At 60.7% G+C, this 22,510-nt stretch carries 24 protein-coding genes; 7 read left to right on the top strand and 17 right to left on the bottom strand.

Annotated features, from left to right (window positions below):
* Positions 1-26: 26 nt before the first annotated feature.
* The gene (locus GHO42_RS19720; protein ID WP_095024616.1) at positions 27-1,766 is read right to left on the bottom strand and encodes a dipeptidase; all 1,740 of its coding nucleotides are present in this window, start codon (positions 1,764-1,766) and stop codon (positions 27-29) included.
* A 103-nt stretch (positions 1,767-1,869) separates the two neighbouring features.
* Entirely contained in the window at positions 1,870-2,652 is a 783-nt protein-coding gene (locus tag GHO42_RS19715) for a helix-turn-helix transcriptional regulator (protein WP_153328532.1), read from the bottom strand.
* A 93-nt stretch (positions 2,653-2,745) separates the two neighbouring features.
* Between GHO42_RS19715 and GHO42_RS19710 the strand changes: the two genes are divergently transcribed.
* Together GHO42_RS19710 and GHO42_RS19705 are read left to right on the top strand one after the other, a co-directional pair.
* Complete coding sequence (locus GHO42_RS19710) at positions 2,746-3,570, top strand: carbon-nitrogen hydrolase family protein (RefSeq protein ID WP_095019858.1); 825 nt, start codon at positions 2,746-2,748, stop codon at positions 3,568-3,570.
* Positions 3,567-4,661, top strand: a complete 1,095-nt coding sequence (locus tag GHO42_RS19705) for a polyamine ABC transporter substrate-binding protein (RefSeq protein ID WP_153328534.1) — start codon at positions 3,567-3,569, stop codon at positions 4,659-4,661. Before GHO42_RS19710 ends, GHO42_RS19705 begins: the two co-directional genes overlap by 4 nt.
* A 137-nt stretch (positions 4,662-4,798) precedes the next feature.
* Here the strand turns inward: GHO42_RS19705 and GHO42_RS19700 are convergent, their stop codons facing one another.
* Genes GHO42_RS19700 through nikA form a run of 5 tightly spaced genes read right to left on the bottom strand, consistent with a single transcriptional unit; the run spans position 4,799 to position 9,712 of the window.
* Complete coding sequence (locus tag GHO42_RS19700) at positions 4,799-5,584, bottom strand: ATP-binding cassette domain-containing protein (RefSeq protein ID WP_095000085.1); 786 nt, start codon at positions 5,582-5,584, stop codon at positions 4,799-4,801.
* Positions 5,581-6,354 (bottom strand): ATP-binding cassette domain-containing protein, encoded by a 774-nt coding sequence (locus GHO42_RS19695; RefSeq protein ID WP_095024618.1) that lies wholly within the window; start codon positions 6,352-6,354, stop codon positions 5,581-5,583. The genes GHO42_RS19700 and GHO42_RS19695 overlap by 4 nt, the downstream gene beginning before the upstream one ends.
* Positions 6,351-7,196, bottom strand: coding sequence for a nickel ABC transporter permease subunit NikC (gene nikC / locus GHO42_RS19690; protein WP_095019861.1), 846 nt, complete (start codon positions 7,194-7,196; stop codon positions 6,351-6,353). The genes GHO42_RS19695 and nikC overlap by 4 nt, the downstream gene beginning before the upstream one ends.
* Entirely contained in the window at positions 7,193-8,134 is a 942-nt protein-coding gene (gene nikB / locus GHO42_RS19685; protein ID WP_095000088.1) for a nickel ABC transporter permease subunit NikB, read from the bottom strand. Before nikB ends, nikC begins: the two co-directional genes overlap by 4 nt.
* A 3-nt stretch (positions 8,135-8,137) precedes the next feature.
* Complete coding sequence (nikA, locus tag GHO42_RS19680) at positions 8,138-9,712, bottom strand: nickel ABC transporter substrate-binding protein (protein ID WP_178127001.1); 1,575 nt, start codon at positions 9,710-9,712, stop codon at positions 8,138-8,140.
* Positions 9,713-9,802: 90 nt separating this feature from the next.
* On the opposite strand from nikA, the gene nikR reads away from it, so the two are divergent.
* On the top strand, positions 9,803-10,210 hold the full coding sequence (gene nikR, locus GHO42_RS19675; protein ID WP_095000090.1) for a nickel-responsive transcriptional regulator NikR: 408 nt from the start codon (positions 9,803-9,805) through the stop codon (positions 10,208-10,210).
* A 45-nt stretch (positions 10,211-10,255) separates the two neighbouring features.
* Here the strand turns inward: nikR and GHO42_RS19670 are convergent, their stop codons facing one another.
* The 5 genes from GHO42_RS19670 to GHO42_RS19650 all read right to left on the bottom strand — a co-directional run bounded on the left by GHO42_RS19670 (position 10,256) and on the right by GHO42_RS19650 (position 16,247).
* Positions 10,256-12,667: a TonB-dependent siderophore receptor gene (locus GHO42_RS19670; protein ID WP_153328536.1), complete on the bottom strand. Its 2,412-nt coding sequence runs from the start codon at positions 12,665-12,667 to the stop codon at positions 10,256-10,258.
* A 111-nt stretch (positions 12,668-12,778) separates the two neighbouring features.
* Positions 12,779-13,750, bottom strand: a complete 972-nt coding sequence (locus tag GHO42_RS19665; RefSeq protein ID WP_178127002.1) for a DUF4880 domain-containing protein — start codon at positions 13,748-13,750, stop codon at positions 12,779-12,781.
* On the bottom strand, positions 13,747-14,259 hold the full coding sequence (locus tag GHO42_RS19660; RefSeq protein WP_153328538.1) for a sigma-70 family RNA polymerase sigma factor: 513 nt from the start codon (positions 14,257-14,259) through the stop codon (positions 13,747-13,749). Before GHO42_RS19660 ends, GHO42_RS19665 begins: the two co-directional genes overlap by 4 nt.
* Positions 14,260-14,448: 189 nt before the next feature.
* The gene (gene alr, locus GHO42_RS19655) at positions 14,449-15,678 is read right to left on the bottom strand and encodes an alanine racemase (RefSeq protein ID WP_095038891.1); all 1,230 of its coding nucleotides are present in this window, start codon (positions 15,676-15,678) and stop codon (positions 14,449-14,451) included.
* Positions 15,679-15,806: 128 nt separating this feature from the next.
* Positions 15,807-16,247: an EamA family transporter gene (locus GHO42_RS19650; RefSeq protein ID WP_095000612.1), complete on the bottom strand. Its 441-nt coding sequence runs from the start codon at positions 16,245-16,247 to the stop codon at positions 15,807-15,809.
* 226 nt (positions 16,248-16,473) lie between these two features.
* Between GHO42_RS19650 and GHO42_RS19645 the strand changes: the two genes are divergently transcribed.
* Entirely contained in the window at positions 16,474-17,004 is a 531-nt protein-coding gene (locus GHO42_RS19645; protein ID WP_095000095.1) for a glyoxalase superfamily protein, read from the top strand.
* A gap of 7 nt (positions 17,005-17,011) precedes the next feature.
* On the opposite strand, the gene GHO42_RS19640 is transcribed toward GHO42_RS19645, so the two are convergent.
* Positions 17,012-17,818 (bottom strand): helix-turn-helix domain-containing protein, encoded by an 807-nt coding sequence (locus GHO42_RS19640; protein WP_240043282.1) that lies wholly within the window; start codon positions 17,816-17,818, stop codon positions 17,012-17,014.
* Positions 17,819-17,932: 114 nt separating this feature from the next.
* On the opposite strand from GHO42_RS19640, the gene GHO42_RS19635 reads away from it, so the two are divergent.
* From GHO42_RS19635 to GHO42_RS19625, 3 genes are all read left to right on the top strand, one after another.
* Positions 17,933-18,283, top strand: coding sequence for a DUF2834 domain-containing protein (locus tag GHO42_RS19635; protein ID WP_095018497.1), 351 nt, complete (start codon positions 17,933-17,935; stop codon positions 18,281-18,283).
* Between the two features lie 102 nt (positions 18,284-18,385).
* Positions 18,386-19,096: an AzlC family ABC transporter permease gene (locus GHO42_RS19630; RefSeq protein WP_153328539.1), complete on the top strand. Its 711-nt coding sequence runs from the start codon at positions 18,386-18,388 to the stop codon at positions 19,094-19,096.
* Positions 19,093-19,401, top strand: a complete 309-nt coding sequence (locus GHO42_RS19625; protein WP_095000098.1) for an AzlD family protein — start codon at positions 19,093-19,095, stop codon at positions 19,399-19,401. The genes GHO42_RS19630 and GHO42_RS19625 overlap by 4 nt, the downstream gene beginning before the upstream one ends.
* Before the next feature lie 56 nt (positions 19,402-19,457).
* Here the strand turns inward: GHO42_RS19625 and arsH are convergent, their stop codons facing one another.
* From arsH to GHO42_RS19605, 4 genes are read right to left on the bottom strand one after another with little or no spacing between them, the layout of a single operon-like run.
* Positions 19,458-20,153, bottom strand: coding sequence for an arsenical resistance protein ArsH (arsH, locus tag GHO42_RS19620; RefSeq protein WP_095000099.1), 696 nt, complete (start codon positions 20,151-20,153; stop codon positions 19,458-19,460).
* Positions 20,154-20,164: 11 nt separating this feature from the next.
* A complete protein-coding gene (locus GHO42_RS19615) occupies positions 20,165-20,635 on the bottom strand; it encodes an arsenate reductase ArsC (RefSeq protein ID WP_095032099.1) in 471 nt (156 codons plus the stop codon).
* Positions 20,636-20,658: 23 nt separating this feature from the next.
* Entirely contained in the window at positions 20,659-21,942 is a 1,284-nt protein-coding gene (locus tag GHO42_RS19610; RefSeq protein WP_095023340.1) for an arsenic transporter, read from the bottom strand.
* Between the two features lie 8 nt (positions 21,943-21,950).
* The gene (locus tag GHO42_RS19605; protein WP_095018501.1) at positions 21,951-22,298 is read right to left on the bottom strand and encodes a metalloregulator ArsR/SmtB family transcription factor; all 348 of its coding nucleotides are present in this window, start codon (positions 22,296-22,298) and stop codon (positions 21,951-21,953) included.
* Positions 22,299-22,510 lie beyond the last annotated feature (212 nt).

The following is a 22,510-nucleotide window of genomic DNA, read 5'->3' as shown; positions in this document are numbered from 1 at the left end:
TCGGCAGCTGCTACGGGGATTTGCCCTTACAGTTTCGGCAACTGCCCCACCCGGGCCATCATCTCGGTGACGATCTGCAGGTCCAGCATGAACTGCTCCACGGTCTTGAACTCGTTATCGGTATGCCCGGTGTATTTCACATCCGGCATGGCCAGGCCGAATTGCACGCCATTAGGCAGTTCATGCACCGAGGTTGCACCCGCCGAAGTACCGTACGTGTGCTCCATGCCCAGGTTTTCGCTGGCTACCGCCAACAGCGCCTTGACCCACTCACCCTCGGGGTTGCGGTACATCGGCTCGGCAATCGAGTACTCGAAACTCACCGGTACCTGCTGACTCTTGCTCCAGGCTGTCAGCTTCTCGGCAATCTGCGCTTTCAGTGCCTCCGGCGACTTGCCCTTGGGCACGCGCAGGTTGACCGCCAGCTTGAGCGCTTTGTCGTCCAGCCCCACAAAGGTCAGTGAGGTGGTCAGCGGCCCCATAAAGTCATCGGCAAAACCGACCCCCAGCTTGCCGCCCTTGTAGTCCAGGCCCCAGTTGTCGGCAGCATAGTGCGCTGCGTCGGTAATGTGGTTGTGCTTGAGGGCGATAGGGCCGTCGACGCTACTGATAAAGTCGAGCATCCGTGCCACCGGGTTGACCCCCGACTCGGGCTCTGAGGAGTGGGCAGAAACCCCGGTTACGGTCAGCACGACATCCTTGCCAACCACCTTGGCATTGACCTCGAAATCACCGCCATTGCGTTTGGCATATTCTGCACCGGCCTTGTTCAGGCTGGCCGCCAGCTCGGCGGGTTTGTCGGTCACCAGGGTTGCTACCGAAGTCGACGGGATCTGGTTGGTCGCCATGCCGCCGGTCAGCGAGACGATTTCGGCGCCCTGGCCTTCGCCCTTGCGCCGGGCAAAGGTGGCCATAACGGTGCCGTAACCTTTTTCGGCAATCACCACCGGGTAGCCGCCATCCAGCGCCAGGTTGTAGTTGGGCACCGGGTTGTGTTCGAAGTAATAAGGAATGGCATCACCGCTGGTTTCTTCGGTGGTGTCGATCAGCAACTTGAAGTTCCTGGCCAGTGGCAGTTGTTCTTCCTTGATGACTTTCATGGCGTACATCGCCACCACGATGCCGTTTTTGTCATCCTCCGTACCGCGCCCGTACATACGGTCACCGATCAGTGTGACCTTGAACGGGTCGAGTTGGGTGCCGTCCTTGAGTACCCAGTTTTCCGGGGTTACCGGCACTACGTCGGCGTGGGCATGAATACCGACCACTTCATCGCCACTGCCTTCGAGGGAGACTTCATAGACACGGTTGTCGATATTGCGAAAGTTCAGGTTAAAGGCCTTGGCCAGATCCTTGATCTTGTCGGCGATCTTGAGAAATTGCGGGTTCTCGTACTGGGGCACGTCGTCCAGGTTGACGGTGGGGATGGCCACCAGTTCACGCAGGGTGTCGGTAGCCGCCTTGCCGTATTTGAGCCGGGTATACAGGCCCAGCAGGCGATAGATCTCGTTCTGTTGCTCGGGGGCCAGTGCCTTGTTGTCGAGAAAGGCGCTGATGGTCGGGCCGAGATTATCTTTTTGCGCCAGCTCACTCTTGGCCAACGCCCCCAGAAACTGACGGAAGTCAGTGACATGGGTGTCGCTGAACGTCTTGAGGATGACAGCACTCTGTTGCGGGGTGATGGTGGCGTGGGCTGCAGTGCTGAACGCAGCGAGGCTGGCCATCATCAGGGTTGCAGCGGCCAGTTGTTTAAGTGAAAAGTCCATTTTGCTGGGCGTTCCTGTACAGGTCGTTGGATGGAAACATGAAGTAAGTGAAACAAAACATTTCCAAACTTACACTGCGAGGCGCTGCCACGTTAAGCGCTTTTTATTCTTGCGCCTGCAAAAACAGCGAGAACAGTTCGGACTGTGACTTGATTCCCAACTTACCGTACATATGCTTGCGATGGACCTTGACGGTCTCCGCAGAGATTGCCAGTTTTCGGGCGATTTCCTTATTCGAACAACCACTTAGCAGCAACAGGGCGACTTCCATTTCGCGTGCGGTCAACGGCGAGGTCAACTGCTCGGCAGCCGCTTCAAGGCGGCTTTGCCAGTTGGGCGTGAGCTCCGGTGCCTCCCTGGGGTCGCGCTCAAAAACCAGGCGCTGGCGCATCAAGGCGGCCACCCACGGCTGCACCAACCCCAGCAATGCACTCTGTTCCAGGCTGAAACGGCACTGGCTGCCCAGTGACAGGCTCAGGGTGCGTTGATTGTCGAGTTGCACATTGATATGCACCTCGTCGGTAACGATATTCAGGCGGAAATAACGCTGGTAGTAGTCGGTCTGTTCAAAGCATTCGGGGGCCACGTCCTGCAGGCGGAACAAGCCGCTTTGCGGTGCTTCACGGTTGGCGATATAAAACGGGTCCAGCAGGTAAAGCCCCTTGAGGTAGTCCTGGAACAGCGAATCCATGCCACCGTCTGCACCGGGGGACTCGGCCAGAACATGTGGCTTGCCGGCGCTGTAGATCAGCACCACCCAGTTGTCCACGGGTACATAGCGGCCCAGCAAACGTACCAGCGCAGTCCAGAAATTGGGCCGGTCCAGGGTTTCGATCACGCGGCCCATCGCGTCATGCCAGGCCACATCCTGCAAGGTCAGATTCATCTCACTACCCACCGGGTGTTACCCCATCGAAGTCATTTATTGGCGCGGTGCCGCGCACCATACTCGGCTCATCCCACCCTGCAAGGATCCGAGATGAACATTGAACTGGTGCAACTGGCAGGCCGTGACGGCGACACCGCTTATAACCTGTCGCGTACATTGAGCGCCATCGCCAGCTGCGCTGACGATACTGCGCTGCTGGTATTCCCGGAGACCCACCTGACCGGCTTTGTCGGCGGCCAGCAACTGGCGCAGGTGGCGGAGCCATTGACCGGCCCGACCCTGGGTGCGGTATTGCAGGCCGTACGCGAACGTGGAGTCAGTGTGGTGGTGGGGCTGGCGGAAAATCATCACGGCACCTTCTATAACACCTCGGTACTGGTCACGCCCGAGGGGATCGCCTTGCAGTACCGCAAGACCCATTTGTGGCCAAGTGAACGCGGCGACTTTACCCCCGGCGACCGTTTTACCACCGTGCTCTGGCAGGGCGTGCGGGTTGGCCTGCTGATCTGTTATGACATTGAACTGCCGGAAACCGGCCGAGCACTGGCGCAACTGGGGGCTGAACTGATCATTGTCACCAACGGCAATATGGACCCCTACGGCCCGGTGCATCGTACCTCGATCATGGCCCGTGCCCAGGAGAACCAGGCGTTTGCGCTGATGGTCAATCGCGTCGGTAGCGGGGATGACGGGCTGGTGTTCGCGGGTGGCAGCATGGCGGTCGATCCGTTCGGGCGGGTGTTGCTCGAGGCCGGGCGCGATGAGGTTCGCCATGTTGTAGCGCTGGATCTGGATCAGCTCAAGGCTGCCCGGCGTGACTACGACTACCTCAAGGATCGTCGCTTGCTGCTGTCGGGTGAACAGATTGAGCACTCGGACGGGCGTCGCGAACTGTTGATCGGAGCCAGCCAATGAAGACTAAAAACACGACGGTTATTGCCCTGGCTGCGCTATTGGGTTGCAGCCTGGTTCACGCCGCCGAACCTCAGGTGAATATCTACAACTGGTACGACTTTATCGCTCCGGACACGATGAAAAACTTCCAGGCCGAAACCGGCACAGCCTCGATGTACGACGTGTTCGACAACAGCGATGTGATGCAAAGCAAGCTGATGGCCGGTCGCAGCGGGTATGACGTGGTTGTGGCCACCGGTGACCTGCTACCCAACCTGATCAAGGCCGGGGTGCTCAAGGAACTCGATCGGGGGCAGTTGCCCAACCTCGCACACCTGGACCCGGCCATCCTTGCCAAGATGCAGAGCACTGACCCCGGCAATCGTTATGCCGTGCCGTATTTGTGGGGCACTACCGGGGTGGGTTATGACGTCGACAAGGTCAGGGCGATACTTGGGCCGGATGCGCCGGTGGATTCCTGGGACCTGATCTTCAAGCCCGAGAACCTGAGCAAATTGAGCCAGTGCGGTGTAGCCATGCTCGATGCCCCCGGTGAAATCATTCCAATTGCGTTGCACTACCTCGGCTTGCCACACAACAGCAGCGACCCCCGGGACTATGCCAAGGCCGAAGCGTTGCTGCTGACGTTACGTCCTTATATCCGCTATTTTGACTCGTCGAAATTCATTACCGACCTGGCCAATGGCAACGTCTGCGTGGTGCTGGGTTGGGCAGGCGGGGTGCAAGACGCCAAAACCGCCTCGCAGGTGGCCGGCAATGGGCGCAACATCCGCTACAGCATCCCCCGTGAAGGGGCGCCGATCTGGGTTGAGAGCCTGGTGTTGCTCAACGACGCGCCCAACCCGCAGCAGGGGCTGGCCTTTATCGACTACATGCTGCGCCCGCAGGTGATAGCCCGGACTTCGACCTACCTCAAATATCCCAATGCGAACCAGGACGCCAGGCCACTGATGGACCCGTCGTTGCGCGACAACCCGGATATCTACCCTGACGAGAAAGTCATGACCACTTTGTTCCCGCTGGAGCCGTTGCCGCTCAAGCTTGAACGGGTGCGCACGCGGGTGTGGAGCAAGGTTAAAAGCGGAACGTGAAGCCAAACTTTGTCGATACTCTGTTACAGGTCAAGCCCTATTGTGGGAGCGAGCCTGCTCGCTCCCACAGTTGCAGTTTCCTGTAGCCGCTGTCGAAGGAACGAGGCAACTGCTACGGTTTGTGGGTGTTAGCCGTTTCAGGCCTGCAACTGCGGCTCACGAACGCTCCTGGCCCTGGGCATCGCCGGCAACACCGCCTCCTGCAAGGTTCGCGCAGCCGGGTGAGTAAAGCGCATCTGCGCCGTGACCGGCAGGTCTTCCACCAGCTTGCCGTCTGCCAGTACTACCACCCGTTGGCAAAAACGCTGCACCAGGCTCAGGTCATGGGTAATCAGCAAAAAACCGGTGCCCGACTCGCGCCGTACCTGTGCGAGCAAATCCAGAATCTGCACTTGCAGCACCCGGTCAAGGTTGGACAGGGCTTCGTCGAGGATAATCAGCTGCGGGCCGATCGCCATGGCCCGGGCAATACCGGCGCGCTGCAGTTGCCCGCCGCTCAGTTGTGCCGGGAGCTTGTCGATGTCACGGGCCTCAAGCTGGACTTGCTGGAGCAATTGCTCAACCCGGGCCCTGCACGCTGAGGCGTCCATGTCTGAAAGATGGCGCAAAGGCTCGGCAATGCTCCAGCCAATGCTGCGCTGGGGGTTGAAAGCGCTGAGGGCATCCTGAAAGACCATCTGCACACGCTGTAAAAACGGAGGCTGACCCTTGAACACAATGCTGCCCTGGTCGGCGCTTTCCAGCCCCATCAGCAGGCGCGCCAGGGTGCTTTTACCGCTGCCGCTACCTCCCAGCAGGCCAAGGCTTTGACCTTCGTGCAGGTCCAGATTCAAGCCGCTCAGCACCTGTACCCGATGCCGTTTGCTGAACAGCCCGCCAGCGCTGTAACCGTGCTCAAGGTCGCGTACCTGAATAAAACTCATGGCGCGCAGCTCTCCATTGTCAATGAGTGGTGTGCTGCCAGCAGCGTGCGTGCTTCCTGGCTTTGCGGTGAATTGAACAGCCGGTGAACATCGGCCTGTTCGACAATACGGCCGTGGGCCATGACGCTGACCTGATCGGCGCAGCGCGCCACCACGCCCATGTCATGGGTGATCAGCAGCACGCCAAGGTTGCGCTGCGCTACCAGTCGTTCCAGCAGGTCGAGAAAACGTGCCTGCGCCACAACATCCAGATCGCTGGTAGGTTCGTCAGCCAGCAAAAAACGGCTGTCGGCGAGCAGGGCCAGGGCGATCATCATCCGTTGCAGCATGCCGCCGCTCAGTTGAAAGGCAAATGAGTCGAGCACCCGTTGAGCATCGTGCAGGCCCACTTCCTGCAAGGTGCTCTGAATCAGCTGCTCGGCCTCGGCACCTTGCAGGTCGCGGGTCTGGAGGGTTTCAAGGGCATGCTGGCGCAGTGAGCGTACCGGGTTGAAGGCACTGCGCGGGTTCTGCAGCACCAATGCCACTTCGCGCCCACGTAATTGCGCAGCATCCACCACCTGGCCATCCAGCAACAGGGTGGCGCCGCTGCTGTGTACGCCAGGAGGCAACAAGTCGAGGATGCCCAGGCTGGTTAGCGATTTTCCTGAGCCGCTGGCACCGACCAGCGCATGCACCTGGCCGGCCCTGAGGGTCAGTTCGGCCCGGTCGACCAGGGTGCGTTGCCGGTGTTTGAGGGTCAGGTCGCGAATCACCAATGTGTGTTTCATTCCTTGATCTCCGCCAGTACGCTGGGGTCAAGGCGGTCGCGCAAGGCGTCGCCCAGCAGGTTGAAGGCCATCACCGAGATAAAGATCATCAGGCCCGGCCACAGCAGCAACTGCGGCTGGGTCCAGATAAATTCCTTGGCATCGTTGATCATCACGCCCCACTCGGGGGTTGGCGGGCTGACGCCCAGACCCAGAAAGGACAAGCCCGAGACGTGCAGCATCATGTGGCCAATGTCCATCGACGCCAGCACCAGCAGTTGCCCCACGACGTTGGGCATTACATGCTGGCGCAGCCTGGTCAGGCGCGAGGCACCGGCCAGTCGTGAAGCCAGCACATAATCCCGGTTACGCTGGGCCAGCACCATGCCGCGAACCATCCGCGCATACCAGGCCCAGTGGGACAGCGCGATGGCGATGATCACGTTGGTCAGGCCGGTACCCAGCAAGGCGATCAGGAAAAACGCCAGCACCAGGGTGGGGAAGGTCAGGAACATGTCGCACAGGCGCATCAGGAACATGTCGAGCTTGCCGCCGACTATCCCGGCGATACCGCCAATCACCACGCCCAGCACCAGTACCAGACCCAGCACCAGCACCACGCTGCCCAGGGACAGTTGCGTACCGACGATCAGGCGCGAGAGCACGTCGCGCCCCAGGTGGTCGGTGCCCAGCCAATGGCTGGTACTGGCGGGCAGCAGACGCTCGTCCAGATTCACCAGGGTGGCGTCGTAGGGTGCCAGCCAGGGGCCGAACAGCGCCATCAGCAACAGCAGGGCAACCAGCCCGTAGCCGATGCGCGCGCCGTATTTTTTACCGGTATAGACCGCCGCTATTGTGCTCATGCCATCACCCCCGAGAAACGTGTGCGCGGGTCTAGCCAGGCGTAGCAGATGTCCACCACCAGATTGCACAGCACCAGCAGTGTGGTCAGCAGCAGTGTGAAGCATTGCATCACCGGGAAGTCACGGTTGAGCACGGCGCTGACCGCGAAGCGGCCAACGCCGGGCCAGGCGAAGATGGTTTCGATCACCAGGGCACCTCCGAGCAACTCGCCAATGTGCATGCCGGTGGCGGTCACCAGCGGCATCCAGGCATTGCGCAGGATATGGTCGCGCCATACACGCTTTTCGTTCAGGCCACGGGCCCGGGCATAGAACACGTGTCGATGCTCACGCACATCCAGCAGGCTGGCGCGCAGCAGGCGGGCGTTGATCGACATCGACATCAGGGCAATCGCCAGCACCGGCATCAGCAGATGCTGCGGACCACCACGGCCCATCGGCGGCAACCAGCCCAACCACAGCGAGAACAATGCAATCAGCAAAAAAGCCAACCAGAAATTGGGCATGGAAACACCGATAAAGGTGATGAAACGCACCACCTGATCGGGCCAGCGACCTTTCCAGCGGGCCGCCGCCAGACCCAGCGGAATGCTCATTACCAGCGTGGCAAGCAGCGCCAGACCACCCAGCTGAAGGGTGGCGGGCAGGTAATAGAGGATGTCATCGAGCACCGGGCGCCCGGTGATATAGGAGGTGCCGAAGTCCAGGTGCACGGCGTTCCACAGCCAGGTGAGGTACTGCTCGGGCAGTGGCCGGTCCAGGCCCAGTGCGTGGCGTGCCTCGGCCAACGCAGCGTCGGTTGGAGGGATCTGCGACAGGCGCAGGTAGTCCAGGGCCGGGTCGCCATTGCCCAGGTGCAGCAGGACAAAGACGATCAGTGACACCCCCAGCAGCACCGGGATCAGCAGCACAAGCCGCAGGATAATATAGCGCAGCATGGTTTATGGCTTCCCTGTGGTGGGGTGCATCACTTCGAACGGCACATCAAACAGCGTGCTGCCGAATTGAACATTGTCGACGTTTTTTCCGCTGACACTGATGGCCGTCAGGTGTGAGATCGGCAGGTACACGGCCTGATCGTGCAGTGTGGTGAGGATCTCGCGGTAATCGTCAGCGCGCTTGCCCTCGTCGGTTTCGCCCAGTACTTCGGCGATTTTCCGGTCGATGGCCGCCTTCATCGGCAGGCCGAGCTGGGCCATGTAGTCGGCGTGTCCGGCGTAGCGCATGGAGCTGACAAACGAGTGCGGGTCATAGGGAGCGCCCCAGGTATCGGCGAAGATCATGCCGAACTTGCCCTCGCGCTGGCGCTGCACCAGGGCACCGTCTTCTTCGGCGCGCAGCTTGACGTCGATGCCGACCTTGGCCAGTTCGCCCTGAATGATTTCGGCGAGGTTTTTTTGCAGGGCACTGGGGCCCAGAAACACCAGTTCGATACTTAGCGGCTGGCCGTTTTTTTCACGAATGCGTTTGCCTTCAGGGACTTTCCAGCCTGCCGCTTCCAGGTTTTTTTTGGCCTGTTCGGGGTCGTAGGGCAGTGCCTTGAGGCCCAGGTCGGCATACGGCATGTTGCTGGCGAACAGCGCATCTGCCCGCGGCTCCTGGCCATGCAGCACCTTGGCAATGATAGTGTCCTTGTCCACGGCCTGATTGATCGCCTGGCGCACGGCCAGTTCATTGGTCGGAGCCAGGCCGGTATTCATCGCCACGGTACGGGTGGCCAGCGGTGCGGAAATGGCCGTCTTGAAGCCCGAATCGCGCAGGCGCACAAAGGTGCCGGGGGAGATTTCGCCGTCGGCACCCTGAATCAGGTCGATTTCACCGGTTTGCAGGGCAATGGCGCGGCTGTCCGGGTCGGAGATGACTTTCACCAGTACCGAACCATAGCCCGGTTTGGGCCCCCAGTAGTGCGGGTTGCGCTCGAAGCGGTCGAACTCGCCACGGCGGGTTTGCGTCAGTACCCAGGGCCCGGTGCCCACCGGCACGCCGGGCTTTGCCTCGGGGGCGGCAAAGCGCAACGGGCGAACCTGCGCCAGTTCCATCAGGGTCGGGTAGTAGGGGTGTTTAAGCACCAGCACCAGGGTGTGCTCGTCCGGTGCTTCGACACGCTCCAGGGTGGAGACCAGCTCCATCCACTGATGACGCTTGCTGTTGGCGAGCACCGCGTCGAGGTTGGCCTTGGCTGCGGCTGCGTTGAACGAACTGCCGTCACTGAAGGTCACACCGTCGCGCAGGGTGAAGGTGTAGGTCTTGCCATCTGCTGACACTGTCCATGACGTGGCCAGCCAGGGTTCCAGAGTGCCTTGGGCGGTGTAACGCACCAGCGGTTCATAGACCATGGCCTGGGCATACATCTGGTTCGGCGAATAGCCGCGAGGGTCCAGCGGCCCGGCATTGGTTGGCCACGAGTAGGTCAGTGTGGGGGCCGCATCGCCCGCCCATGCAGTCGGCAAGCCTGCGCTCAGGCAGGCTCCAATCATCCATAAGGTCAGCTGTTTTTTAGTCCATGACTGCTTCACACTGCGTCTCCCTCAGTTGATGGCCAGTGGCCTGATCAGATGCTGGGTATGAAGTCTATGTCAAAAGTTCATAACTGCGAGGCCGATTAGATGCAGAGGGTCACTATTTCGCTGGACGATGCTTTATTGGCCGAAATTGATGAGCGCGTTGGCACCCACGGCTACCAGGGGCGCTCCGAGGCCATCCGCGATCTGTTGCGCGCCGGCCTGCTGGAACCGGAGCAGGGCGACCCGCAAAGTGCCTGCGTGGCAACCTTGAGTTACGTCTATGACCACGCCACCCGGGAGCTGTCCAAGCGTCTGAACACGGCCTTTCACGAGCACCATGACCTGACCCTGTCGACGCTGCATGTGCATCTGGACCAGGGCAAGTGCATGGAAGTCTCGGTGCTCAAGGGCACGGTCGGCGAGGTGGCGCAACTGACGCGCCAGGTGATGGCCGAGCGCGGAGTGCGCCATGGCAGCGCGCAGATTATTCCATTGGGAGATCTCGAGTAGCGCTGGGCCAGTGCTTGAGTGTCCAGCGGGCGCAAAGAGTGCGCCTTAGAAATCCCAGCGGGTATTGACCATTACATTGCGCGGGTCACCGTAATACGCCGTGTTGTAGAAGCCGATATTGGTGTAGTACTGCTTGTCGAACAGGTTGTTGACGTTGAGTGTGGTGGACAGGTGCTCGCTGACCTGGTACCTGGCCATTGCATCGACCAGCCAGTAAGCGTCCTGGCTGAAGTCCTGGTACTGGTCCTTGGCGCGGTTGTAGATGTTCTGCCAACTGCGGTTCTGCCAGCGCGCGCCGCCACCGATGGTCAAGCGGTCCAGCGGCCCCTTGAATTTATAGGTGGTGTAGAGGCTCAACTGGTCCTCGGGCTCCCAGGTCGAGATTTTTTCGTCGTCGCTGCCGCGAATGACCTTGTGAGTAAAGCCGGCCTGGGCCTGCCAGCCCGGTGCCAGTTCGCCGGACATCTCGGCTTCGAAGCCCTTGGCCTTGGCCTTGGTGCCGACTGATGCATAGAGGATCGACGGGTTGGTCGGATCGGCGTTGTACTCGGCGTCCGGTTCGGCGCGGTTGCTTTCATGTACCTCGAAATAGGCCAGGCTGGTGTTCAACCTGCCGCCATAAAACTCGCCCTTGATTCCCACTTCGTAGTTTTTGCCTTCATCGGGCTCAAGCACTTTGTTGTTGCGATCGCGGTTGTAGGTTTGCGGCATGAAAATGTCGGTATAGCTGGCATACGCGGTGAAGTTGTCGTTCAGGTCGTAGGTAACACCCACGTAAGGCACGAGGCGGCCGGTCTCGGTGGTGTGGTAATCCCCGGTCAGCCAGTAGTTGGCCAGCCGTGTGCCCAACAGCAGGTTAAGGTCGTCGGTCAGGTTGAAGCGTGCGCTGATGTAGCCTGCGGTCTGGCGTGTGGTGGTGTCGTTGTATTGGGTCGGTGCGCCCCAGTCCGGCTCGGTGGTCTTGCCGTCGAAGTTCCAGAAATCAATGACGTTGGCGCTGAGGAAGGTCGGGTTGCCGTAGTCCTTGCCTTGCCAGTGGGCGCTGGAGGCCGATGCGCCGATCACCAGTTCATGCTCGCGGCCAGCCAGGCTGAAGGGGCCGCTGAAGTAGGCATCGGCGGCGTCGGTGCGGGTGTTCCCGGTGAATTTGTTGGCATAGATCGACGACAGGCCGGTGGCCGGGAAGGGGCCGCTCATGACCGAACCCAGCGGCGCATCGTAGCTGTTGACCTGATGGGTCAATTGGCCCTTGCCGACCCAGCCGTTGGCGAAGCTGTGCTCCAGGGTCGCGAACACGCTCTGGGTGGTCTGCTCCCAACGGCTCCAGTTGGCGCCGTTGTTGTACGAGCGCTTGACGTCGATACGCTCGCCGTTGCGGTCGAACAGCGGGCGGCTGCCCGACCAGCCCGAGGCGTGGGGGTCGTTGTTCTGGTAATCAAAGCCCAGGGTCAGGAGGGTGTCATCGCTAAGGTCGGCTTCGAGGGTGCCGAAATAGACCCCGGTCTTGCGCTCATAGCGGTCCATGAACGAGTGCTTGTCCTGGTAGGCCGCCACGGCACGGCCGCGAATGTTGCCGCTGTCGGTCAGCGGGCCGCTGACGTCAACCTGGGTGCGGTAGTTATCCCAACTGCCGGCACCGACATCGATGCTGGCCTTGAATTCGCGGGTCGGTTTTTTGCGGATCAGGTTGATCGTTGCCCCCGGGGCTCCGGCACCGGTCAAGAGGCCCGTGGCGCCCTTGAGGATTTCCACGCGGTCGTAGATGGCCATGTCACTCAGGGTCTGGCCCGAGGAGTACGCCGAGTTGCGCAGGGTGGGAATGCCGTCGTACTGGAAGTTCTCCACCGAGAAACCGCGGGCATAGTAGTTGGTGCGCTCGCTGTCGAAGGTCGAGACGGTGATGCCAGGGGTATGGCGCATCACCTCGTCGATGGAGTTGAGGCCGAAATCATCCATATGCTGGCGGGTAATCACGGTGATCGACTGCGGCGTTTGCCGTGGCGTCAGTACCATGCGTGTGGCCGTGGCGATGGTGCCGGGGGTATACGAGCCGCTGCCTTCGGTGATGGTCCCAAGCTGGTTGGAGTTGACCTGGGTGGCCTGCAATTGCAGTTCACCGTTGCCTTGCGCTGGTCTGGCAACAACCCGGTAACCGTCGCCGTCAGTGACCGCCTGCAGGCCCAGCGGGGCGAGCAGCCGTTGCAGGCCTTCGTCGACGGCAAAGTTGCCGCTCAAGCCACTGCTGCGCATACCGGTTGTCAGGCTCGAATCCACCGCGATCATCACCCCGGACTGTTGGCCAAAACTGCCCAGCACCGCGTCCAGGCTGCCCGGCGCAATGCTGTAGGCATGCTCGCTGCCTGAGGCTGCGAATGCGCCTTGGCTGGCCGTGGCAATGGATAAACCGAATACAAAGGTGCGCAAGGCACCGGCGAGGGGGGTAAGTCGGCTGTGCATAAAGACTGTCCATGTGTGAAAAGGATCGGCGTTGCGCTGTTAATCAGCGTCTTCCCTGAACTTGATGCACCAGATAAGAAAAACTGCCGGCGGTATTGAAAATAATTATTTTCAGGCCGCGACCACGTTGGCCCAGTAGCCAAACACTCGCTGCACGCGGATTGGCAGCACCCGCGTGAGCAGGTCGAGGCTGGCATCGGGGCGGTCGATGGAGAACGATCCCGACACCCGCAATGCCGCGACTTGCGGGTCGCAGCGCACCACGCCACGGCGGTAGAGGTTGAGCTGGGCAATCACCTGGCCCAGTGGCATGCGTTCGGCGATCAGCAGGCCGTTGACCCAGGCATCGGCACCGACCGTGACCGGGCGCGGTGTGCTGTCTGTCTGGCTGTCGAACGTTACCTGCTGGCCGGCATCCAGACTCAAGCTGTCGCCCCGTGCCAGCTTGATCGATGCACTGCCGCTCAGCACCTGGACCTGGGTGCCTGCCTGCCACGGCAGGTTGTGGCTGATCACCAGGCGTGAGCGGGGCGCGGGCAGCACCTGGCCATTGGCGGTGCTGAGCCTGATATCGCCAGCGCTGACCAGCACGCGGCCCAGGCTCAGGAACAGTTCCGTGCCAGCGGCGGTGGTGCGGGTATCGAGGGCGGTGTGGGTGTCGAGGGTCAGGTCGACACCCTCTGCCAGAGTTAACTGGCGCCGCTCGCCGGTGGCGGTGCGATAGTCACTGAACAGCTCTGGCAGCAGCACCTGTTCCCGCACCCCATAGCCGGTAGCCAGCATCACGCCCAGGCCGGCAAAGCCCTTGAGCAGCGTGCGTCTGCCCGGGGCATTGCGCGAGCGCAGCAACGTCCGGGCACCAGCGGCAGGCAGCATGCGGGTGCTGTCGCGAATGTCGGTATTAAGCCCGGTGAGGCGCTGCCAGGCCAGTTCATGTTGCGCGGATTGCGCGCGCCAATGCTGGCAGGCCAGAAGCTCGGCCTCGGTGCTGACGCCCGATTGCACGGTGACCATCCACTGCAAGGCTTGCTCGACCACATCCTGGTCGAGGCGCTGGGTGTTGGCGGGCTCGAACAGACTCACCCGGTGTAGACCGCGCTGTAGCAGTGTCGGTAAGCCTTGAGCATGGCTTTTTGCACCACGTTGACGGTCAGGCCCATGCGTTCGGCGATCTGCGGGTAGGTCAGGCCGTCCAGTTGCGACAGCAAAAAAATCTCCCGCACTTTTGCGCCCAGGCCATCGAGCACCTGGCCGACGGCGTCCAGTGCCTCCAACACCAGCAGGCGAGATTCCGGGGAGGGCACAAGCTGCGGCTCCAGGAGCGCCAGGGACTCCATATAGGCCCGCTCCAGCGCCTGACGACGGAAGTATTGGCCGCACAGACGGCTGGCAATGGTGGAGAGATAGGCCCGGGGTTCGCGCAGCGGCGCGGGTGTGTCGGTACGCAACATGCGCACAAACGTGTCCTGGGCCAGATCCAGAGCCTGCTCCTGATTGCCCAGCTTGCGGCGCAGCAACTGCACCACCCAGCCGTGATGCTGAACATAGAGTTCACCCACGGCACGGCGTGAGGAAGGGGAGGACGTGAGCATCGATTGCAATCCCGGAGCAGACACTGACAAGGATCGCAATGATAGCGCTTCTCATTAACGTATGCTCGGGAATGTTTCGCGCTGTGTCAGATGTGGGAGCGAGCCTGCTCGCGAAGTCGTTCGCGAGCAGGCTCGCTCCCACACTAGGGCTTGACCTGCAACAGAGTCTCTACAAGCTCTATGCAGGCCCTACTTCTCGACCAGGACCTTCGGGTTGGAGTTGCCCCACACCGTATACAGGTCGGCCAGCAATGCACCGTTGATGTCTTCAACTTCCGCCTGGCTGATTTCGGCCTTGCCCTGTTGCCCGAACAACACCACTTCGTCGCCGCTTTTGACATCCGGCGCGTCTGTAACGTCGACCATGAGGGTATTCATCGAGACCTTGCCCACCACCGGCACGCGATGGCCGTTGATCAGCACGATACCCTTGTTGGTAAAGGCACGGCGGTAACCGTCGGAGTAACCCACGGTGATATTGGCCAGTTTCGAGTCGCGCCCCAGCGTCCAGGTGCGGTCATAGCCCACGGTGTTGCCCTTGGGGTAGCTGTTGACCGAAGCGACATGGGACTTGAATTGCATCACGCGCTTGTAGTCGGTGTGCGACGGCACCGTGTCGCCGAACAACGCACCGCCCGGGCGAACCATGTCCAGATGCGATTCCGGCACTTCCAGGGTGGCGAACGAGTTGGCCGCATGCAGGGTGATTTTGCTGCGATCGAGTTCTGCGACATTGATCAGCCATTGTGCCTGCTCGTTGAACGCCTTGAGCCCTGCACGCACGTCGTCGGCGTCTTCTACCGCGAAGTGGGTCATGATCGCGCGCACTTCCAGGTTCGGCACCTTGGTGATGGCGACCGCGTCGCGGCGGCCCTCGGCGGTGGTCATTTCCACGCCGTTACGGCTCATGCCGCTGGAGTTCAGGCCCAGGTGCACCACCAGCGGACGGCCGTGTTTTTCGGCAATCAGGCTGGCCTTGACGGCGAAATCAAGGTTGCCCACCAACTCCTCCATATTGTACGGCAGCGCCGCTTCCAGCTCGCTGAGTGCTGCCGTACGCACACGGATCAGTTGGCCCTTGAAGCCGCTTTCACGTACCACGCGAGCCTCTTCATTGCTCGCCACGCCAACGCAAGGCACACCGGTAGCGATGATTGAAGGCATCAGCAGGCCGATGCCGTGGCCGTAGGCATCGGCCTTGAGCACGGCGCAGATTTTCGATTTGTCGCCCACAGTCGCTTGCAACACGCCAATGTTGTGGACGAACGCGGCTCTGTTGATCTCGACCCAGGCATTGCTGTCCTGTGTATTGACCTGGGCAACGCCATCGACCATCGACAGCGGCGGGGCGGCGAAGGCCGGGTTGTGCATTAAAGCCATGCCCAAAGACAGGGCAAGAAGGGTACGGGTGAAGGGCATTTGCTGAGTTTCCATACGTTATTTTTTTTGCGGCAGGGTGACGCGCGGCAATACTAGGATTGGCTTGCAGGAAAAGTCACTCCCCGGGCCGCGTATCTGTCTGAAAGTGTCGTGGTGCCAAAGGGCACCTATCGCCGCCACGCCAGCAACACCACACCCACGGTAATCAGGCTGATCCCCGCCCATTGGCGAATATCGAGCTTTTCACCCAGCAGCGTCACGCCCAGCACGGCCACGATCACCACGCTGAGTTTGTCCACCGGCGCCACCAGTGACGCCTGGCCCAGTTGCAGGGCTCGGTAATAGCAGATCCACGAGGCCCCGGTGGCCAGCCCCGAGAGCACCAGAAACACATAGCTGCGCGCCGAAATCGAGCCCAGCGACTGATACTGGCCGGTTGCGTAGAGGATCAGTGCCAGGCTGACCAGCACGACGACGGTACGCAGCAAGGTGGCGAAATCGGAGTTGATGCCGGTAATGCCAATTTTGCCGAAAATCGCCGTCATGGCAGCGAACACCGCCGAAAGTAATGCCCAGAATGTCCAGCTTGAATAGAACGTCGAGCCCATGGGTTTGCCTGAGTGATCGCTGAAGGTGCTTTCAAGCATATGTCATGCAGGGGCGTTGAGGCTGTAACCCGGTGCAGGGCTTGTGTACTATCGGCACTGGCCGATGCTGCCCGCCGCTCGCTCCCCATGGGAAGGTGAAAGCATGATTATCTGCCTTTTCCCCTCTCTCTTGACGGTCGAGGTTTGGCAACGCGAGCACCAAAAGCCTTCGCCCCCGGGAGCACTGATGCTGTCAATCGAGCAAGCCAAACAGATGGCCAAGAGCCTGCGAACCTCGCTGCAGGCGCGCAATCTGGAAGTCACCCATGCCATCGCCCTTGAACTGGTTGCCAGGCAACTGGGTTACAAGGACTGGAATACGGCCAGTGCACGGCTGCCTGTGCAGAGTGCTGCGCCGGCAATTAGCTTCGACAGGCCGATTCCGATATTGCGGATGTTTGATGAGGCCAAGGCCCGGGAGTTCTATCTGGATTTCCTGGGTTTCAGCGTTGAGTTCGAGCACCGCTTCGAAGCAGGTTTGCCGCTCTATCTGGGCATCAGCCGCAGCGGCTTGCAACTGCATCTTTCCGAGCATCATGGCGATGCCAGCCCCGGCTCCACGGTATTCGTACCCATGGACAATATCGAGTTGCTGCACGACGAGCTAATGGCCAAGCGCTACGGTTATGGCCGCCCGCAGATTGTCCAGCAGGGCTGGGGACGGGTGCTGGAGGTTCATGACCCGTTTGGCAACCGCATCCGTTTTTGCCAGGACTGACGGATCTTCAGCCCCGTGAGCGCTCATAAGCCGCTGTCATGATCTGCCAGGTTTGTGCATCCGCCGGGATCAGATGCTCGATACGCATTGAGGTTACGGTGATATCGAGCGGCATGCCGAATGTGGTGAAGGTGGACATGAAGTTCAGCTCGCCATGGGCGCAGGCAATGCGGGTCAAGACCAGTGGCGGCAGTTCCCGGGGCAGGGCCGCGAGGGTGTCCGGGGCGCTGAGGGTTTGCATAAGACTGGCCAGTACGGGGTTGGACAGGGCCTCGCGTGTCGCCCGTTGCCAGGCCAGGGTTCTTATTTCTTCGGGGTTGATCAGGTAATCACCCAGGCCGCCGGGTTGCAGCAGTGTGGTCAGCAGGTTCAAGTCCCGGGCCGCGTCTGCGGGCAGTCCGACCAGGCTGAACAGGGCTGCGGTGCTGGCGTTGGCATCCAGCACCTGCCAGTGGCTGCCCAACACAATCGCCGGGGCGGGGTTGTTGGCGTGCAACACATGGCTGATGGCCTCACGTACGGCCTCCATGGCCGGCGAAGAGAGCGGCGTTGTCTCGTAGCGCGGCGCATAACCCGAGGCCAGAAACAGGCTGTTGCACTGCTCCAGCGGTACCTCGAGGGCCATCAGCAGGTTATGCAAGGTGCCGGGGCCGGGTTTGGCGCGCCCGGTTTCGATGCAGCTCAAATGGCGTTGGGAAATACCCGTGATCAAGGCCAGCTCCAGCTGGCTCATACCGGCCTGACGGCGCAGCAGACGCAGCTGCGGGCCAGCGGTTGTCGGGGTGTTGATGCGGGGAAAGGTCAGGTTGTTCATCCATAAACTCTGGCAGGGGCAAAAGGCTGAGTCCATGACCTGTGAGGTCATTGCCGGTGGGGGAAAAGTATCACTAACTGGAGCCTTGTCCACTTCGTCGATTCGGAAATGCTAATGAAAAAATCCTGTCTCGCCCTTGCCGCGTTGCTCGGGTTCTCTGCTTACACAATCTTCACGATGTTGACCGCCCACCAGTCCCTTGCAGCTTTCGGACTGGAACTGATGGCCAGCCCGGACACGGCTCAAGTGGTGATCGACCTGTACCTGATGGCGGCGCTGGCTTGCGTGTGGATGTACCGCGATGCACGCGGTAAAGGCCGCTCGCTGGCCAGTGTGCTGCCGTACCTGCTGCTGACCGCGGTCTTCGTCGCCATCGGCCCGCTGCTGTATATCGTGGTCGAGGGGTTCGTACGCAACCCGGGCACAAATAGCCGGGCCTGTCTGAAAACGCCGCGCCAACCCTGACATTGCGACACCTTTCACACCTGCGCACTGTTGTGCATTAGATTCAGCCCCGCATAATGCGGGCATAAAAACAGTGTGGCGTAGCGCAGAAGGGGTGGTGTGTTGTCGAGCAGTGATAAAAGCGTGGTCGAGCTGAACTGGGCCGAGGTAGGGGATGGTTTCAAGCAGCTGTTGCCCATTTCCATGTTTGTGGTGGTGTTCGGTGTGGCCTTCGGTCTGGCTGCCGCGCAGACCGGTCTGGACAACAGCGCCAGTTTGTTGATGAGCGCTTTGGTATTCGCCGGGGCCTCGCAGTTTGGTGCCCTTGATCTCTGGGGGGCGCAGGTCCCGGTTGTGCCCCTGATCGTCACGGTGTTTGCCATCAATGCCCGCCATCTGCTGATGGGTGCGACCTTGTATCCCTGGCTGCGCGAGCTGCCTGCGGCCAAGCGCTACGGAGTGATGATGGTGATCTCGGATGCCAACTGGGCAATGTCGATGCAGGCATTCAACAGCGGCAAATCGGGCATCGGCCTGATCCTGGGCGGTGGCATAGCCCTGTGGGCGGCCTGGGTGCTGGGCAGTTGGATGGGCGTGTACTTCGGCAGCGCAATTGAAGACCCGGTCAGCCTGGGCCTGGACATGGTGATGGGCTGTTTTCTGCTGGCGATGGTAATCGGCGGGCAAAAAAACCTGCGCATGCTGATTATCTGGTGCGTGGCGGGCGCCTCGTCGCTGTTGGCGTACCGCTACTTGCCTGAAAACAGCCATGTGGTGGTCGGCGCATTGGCGGGCGGGGTGTTGGGTGCGGTGTGGATGGAGAAGAAAAAATGAGCATCGATACCGCCGGTTACGGCACCTTCATCATTGTTCTGATTATGGCTGTGGTCACGTTGATTACGCGTTTGGGGGGCGTTTTCGTGATGTCCTTCGTGCCCATCAACTACCGGGTGCAGCAATTTATCAGCGCCATGTCGGGCTCGGTGCTGGTCGCCTTGCTCGCGCCCCTGGCCCTCAACGGCGATAACGGCGCACGGCTGGCCTTGCTGACCACCGCAGCAGTGATGCTGCTGCTCAAGAAGCCGCTGCCGGCAATTGCCGCAGGGGTGATCGCGGCTGCGGTGTTCAGGCATCTGTAAATGACCAGGTTGAAGAAGTCGAGGCGCGCGTCGACTTCTTCAACAACAGCCACTGTTCAAATTGAGCGCTGATTGACCCGCTGGCTCAGTTCTTGCGCCGACTCCTTGCGTTCGGAATACCGGTCAACCAGGTCCGGGCGATCGCGCAGCAATACGGTGAACTTCACCAGTTCCTCCATGACATCGACCACGCGGTCATACAGCGCAGACGGTTTCATGCGGTTGTGCTGGTCAAACTCCAGATAGGCCTTGGGCACCGAAGATTGGTTGGGGATGGTGAACATGCGCATCCAGCGACCCAGCACGCGTAACTGGTTGACCACATTAAATGACTGGGAGCCGCCGCACACCTGCATCACCGCGAGGGTTTTGCCCTGAGTCGGGCGTACCGCGCCCAATGCCAGAGGCACCCAGTCGATTTGCGCCTTGAACACAGCTGACATCGCGCCATGCCGTTCCGGCGAGCACCACACTTGCCCTTCAGACCACTGCATCAGTTCCAGCAGTTCCTGGACTTTGGGGTGATCATTCGGGGCGTCATCGGGCAGCGGCAGGCCCGAGGGGTTGAAGATCCGAGTCTGGGCGCCAAAGTGTTCGAGCAATCTGGCCGCTTCCTCTACCAGCAGGCGGCTGAACGAGCGTTCCCGCGTCGAACCGTATAACAACAGGATGCGTGGTTTGTGCGGGCTAGCGGGTTGCACGGTTTTGGCAGAAATCAATGTGGTGTCGAGATTGGGCAGTGTGTCGCTCATGGTGGCTCCGGTTACAGGGTGCTGATACGGTCGAGTTCGCGTTTAAGTGCCGCGGGCTCAAGCCGGGTAAAGGGCAGGGCGAAAAAGGCCCGGCAGCGCGTTTCGATGTGCGCCAGGGTGGCGTGGAACGCGGCGGTTACGGTCGCCTCGTCACCCTTGACCTCTGAAGGGTCTGCCAACCCCCAGTGGGCTTTGATGGCCGGGCCGAAATACACCGGGCACGCCTCAGCGGCGGCCTTGTCGCAGACGGTGATGACAATATCCGGCGGGTTGTCTTCGTAGGCGTCATTGCCCTTGCTGCTCAGGCCGTCTATGCCGATACCGGCTTCTTGCAGGGTGACCAGGCTGCGGGGCAACACCTGCCCCCGGGGAAAGCTGCCCGTACTGATGGCCTGGAACCCTGGTGGCGCCAGATGGTTGAACATGGCTTCGGACAGAATGCTGCGACAGCTATTGGCGGTACACATAAACAGAACACGCATGGTAGTTGCTCTTTGCGGTGGTATTAAAGGCTCAGGCGCAAAGCCAGGGCAGACAGGGTGACAAGCAGAATCGGCAGGGTCAGGATCAGCCCCACCTTGAAGTAGTAACCCCAGGTGATGCGAATGCCCTTGCGTGCCAGCACATGCAACCACAGAAGGGTGGCCAGACTGCCGATGGGGGTGATTTTCGGGCCCAGGTCGGAGCCGATGACATTGGCGTAGATCATCGCCTCGCGGATCACCCCGCTGGCATCACTGGCCTGGATTGACAGCGCGCCGAGCAAGACCCCGGGCATATTGTTCATCACCGAAGACAGCAGTGCGGCGAGCACGCCGGTGCCCAGGGTGGCGGCCCAAAGGCCGGACTCGGCCAACTGATTGAGAACCAGCGTCAGGTGGTGGGTCAGCCCGGCATTTTTCAGCCCGTACACCACCAGGTACATGCCCAGTGAGAACGTCACCACCTGCCAGGGAGCTTCGCGCAACACCCGTCGCGTTGAAATGACGTGGCTGCGCGCAGCCACAGCGAATAGCAGGGCGGCGCACACTGCAGCAATCGCGCTGACTGGAATGCCCAGTGGTTCCAGTGCAAACAGGCCTGTGAGCAGCAAGACCAGAACCCCCCAGCCGACAGCAAACGTCAACGGGTCGCGTATGGCCTTTCGTGGTTCGGGCAGCTCATCAAGACAATAGTGGCGTGGAATATCGCGGCGGAAAAACCCGTACAACACCAGCAGCGTGGCGGCGACTGCAACGCAGTTGACCGGTACCATGACCGCGGCATAGGCGCTGAAACCCAGGCCGAAGTAGTCGGCCGAGACAATATTGACCAGGTTCGACACCACCAGCGGCAGGCTGGCAGTATCGGCAATAAAGCCTGCGGCCATGACAAACGCCAGGGTTGAGGCGGCAGAAAAGCGCAAGGCGAGCAGTATCGAGATCACGATGGGGGTCAGGATCAGTGCCGCGCCGTCATTGGCAAACAGTGCCGATACACCGGCCCCCAGCAGCACGGTAAACACAAACAGGCGGCGGCCATCACCCTTGGCCCAGCGGGCCACATGCAGGGCCGCCCACTGAAAGAAACCTGCTTCGTCGAGCAACAGGCTGATGATGATCACGGCGATAAAAGTGGCCGTGGCATTCCATACAATGGCCCACACTTGGGCAATATCGTGCAGTGATACCGCCCCCGCAAGCAGTGCCACAACCGCACCGAGTGAGGCACTCCAGCCCACCCCCAGGCCCTTGGGCTGCCAGATGACCAGAACCAGAGTGACCAAAAAAATTGCGAAGGCGATAAGCATCGGACGTCTCAGCAGCAGGCAATGGTGTTGAGCGGGCGCTCGCCCATGGCAGAGAGCCGGGCACTGTCGTGCGCAAGCCACTCGGTGTTGGCCAGCAGGGTGGTTTCAAGAACGCTGCGCACCCAGTCCGGCAGTTGCGGGTTGAGGCGGTAATACACCCACTGCCCCTGGCGGCGGTCGAGCAGCAACCCGCAGCCTCGAAGCTGGGCCAGATGGCGGGAAACTTTCGGTTGGCTTTCATCCAGGGCACAGACCAGTTCGCATACACAGAGCTCGCCCTCACGGGCGATCAGCAAGGTGGCCCTGGCGCGGGTTTCATCGGACAGGCATTTGAACAGTGCGGCGGGACTGAGCATGGTGACTCTCTGTGTATACATATGGAAATTCGAATATACGGATATCCATATGTAATATCAACCTTGATCCCCCGCAAGACATGCTCGGTAAAGGTGGGAGCCGGGCTTGCCGGCGATGGCGTCGACGCGGTTTGACTGAGCCACCGCGCCGGCAAGCCCGGCTCCCACCTTTACCGAGCATGTCTTGCGGGGGATCAAGGTTGATATTACAT

The organism is Pseudomonas sp. FSL R10-0056 (genome assembly GCF_009600105.1).
GTDB classification, from domain to species: Bacteria; Pseudomonadota; Gammaproteobacteria; order Pseudomonadales; family Pseudomonadaceae; genus Aquipseudomonas; species Aquipseudomonas bubulae.
The sequence above is the reverse complement of the archived record's forward strand: the minus strand, read 5'-3'. Positions and strand labels throughout refer to the sequence as shown.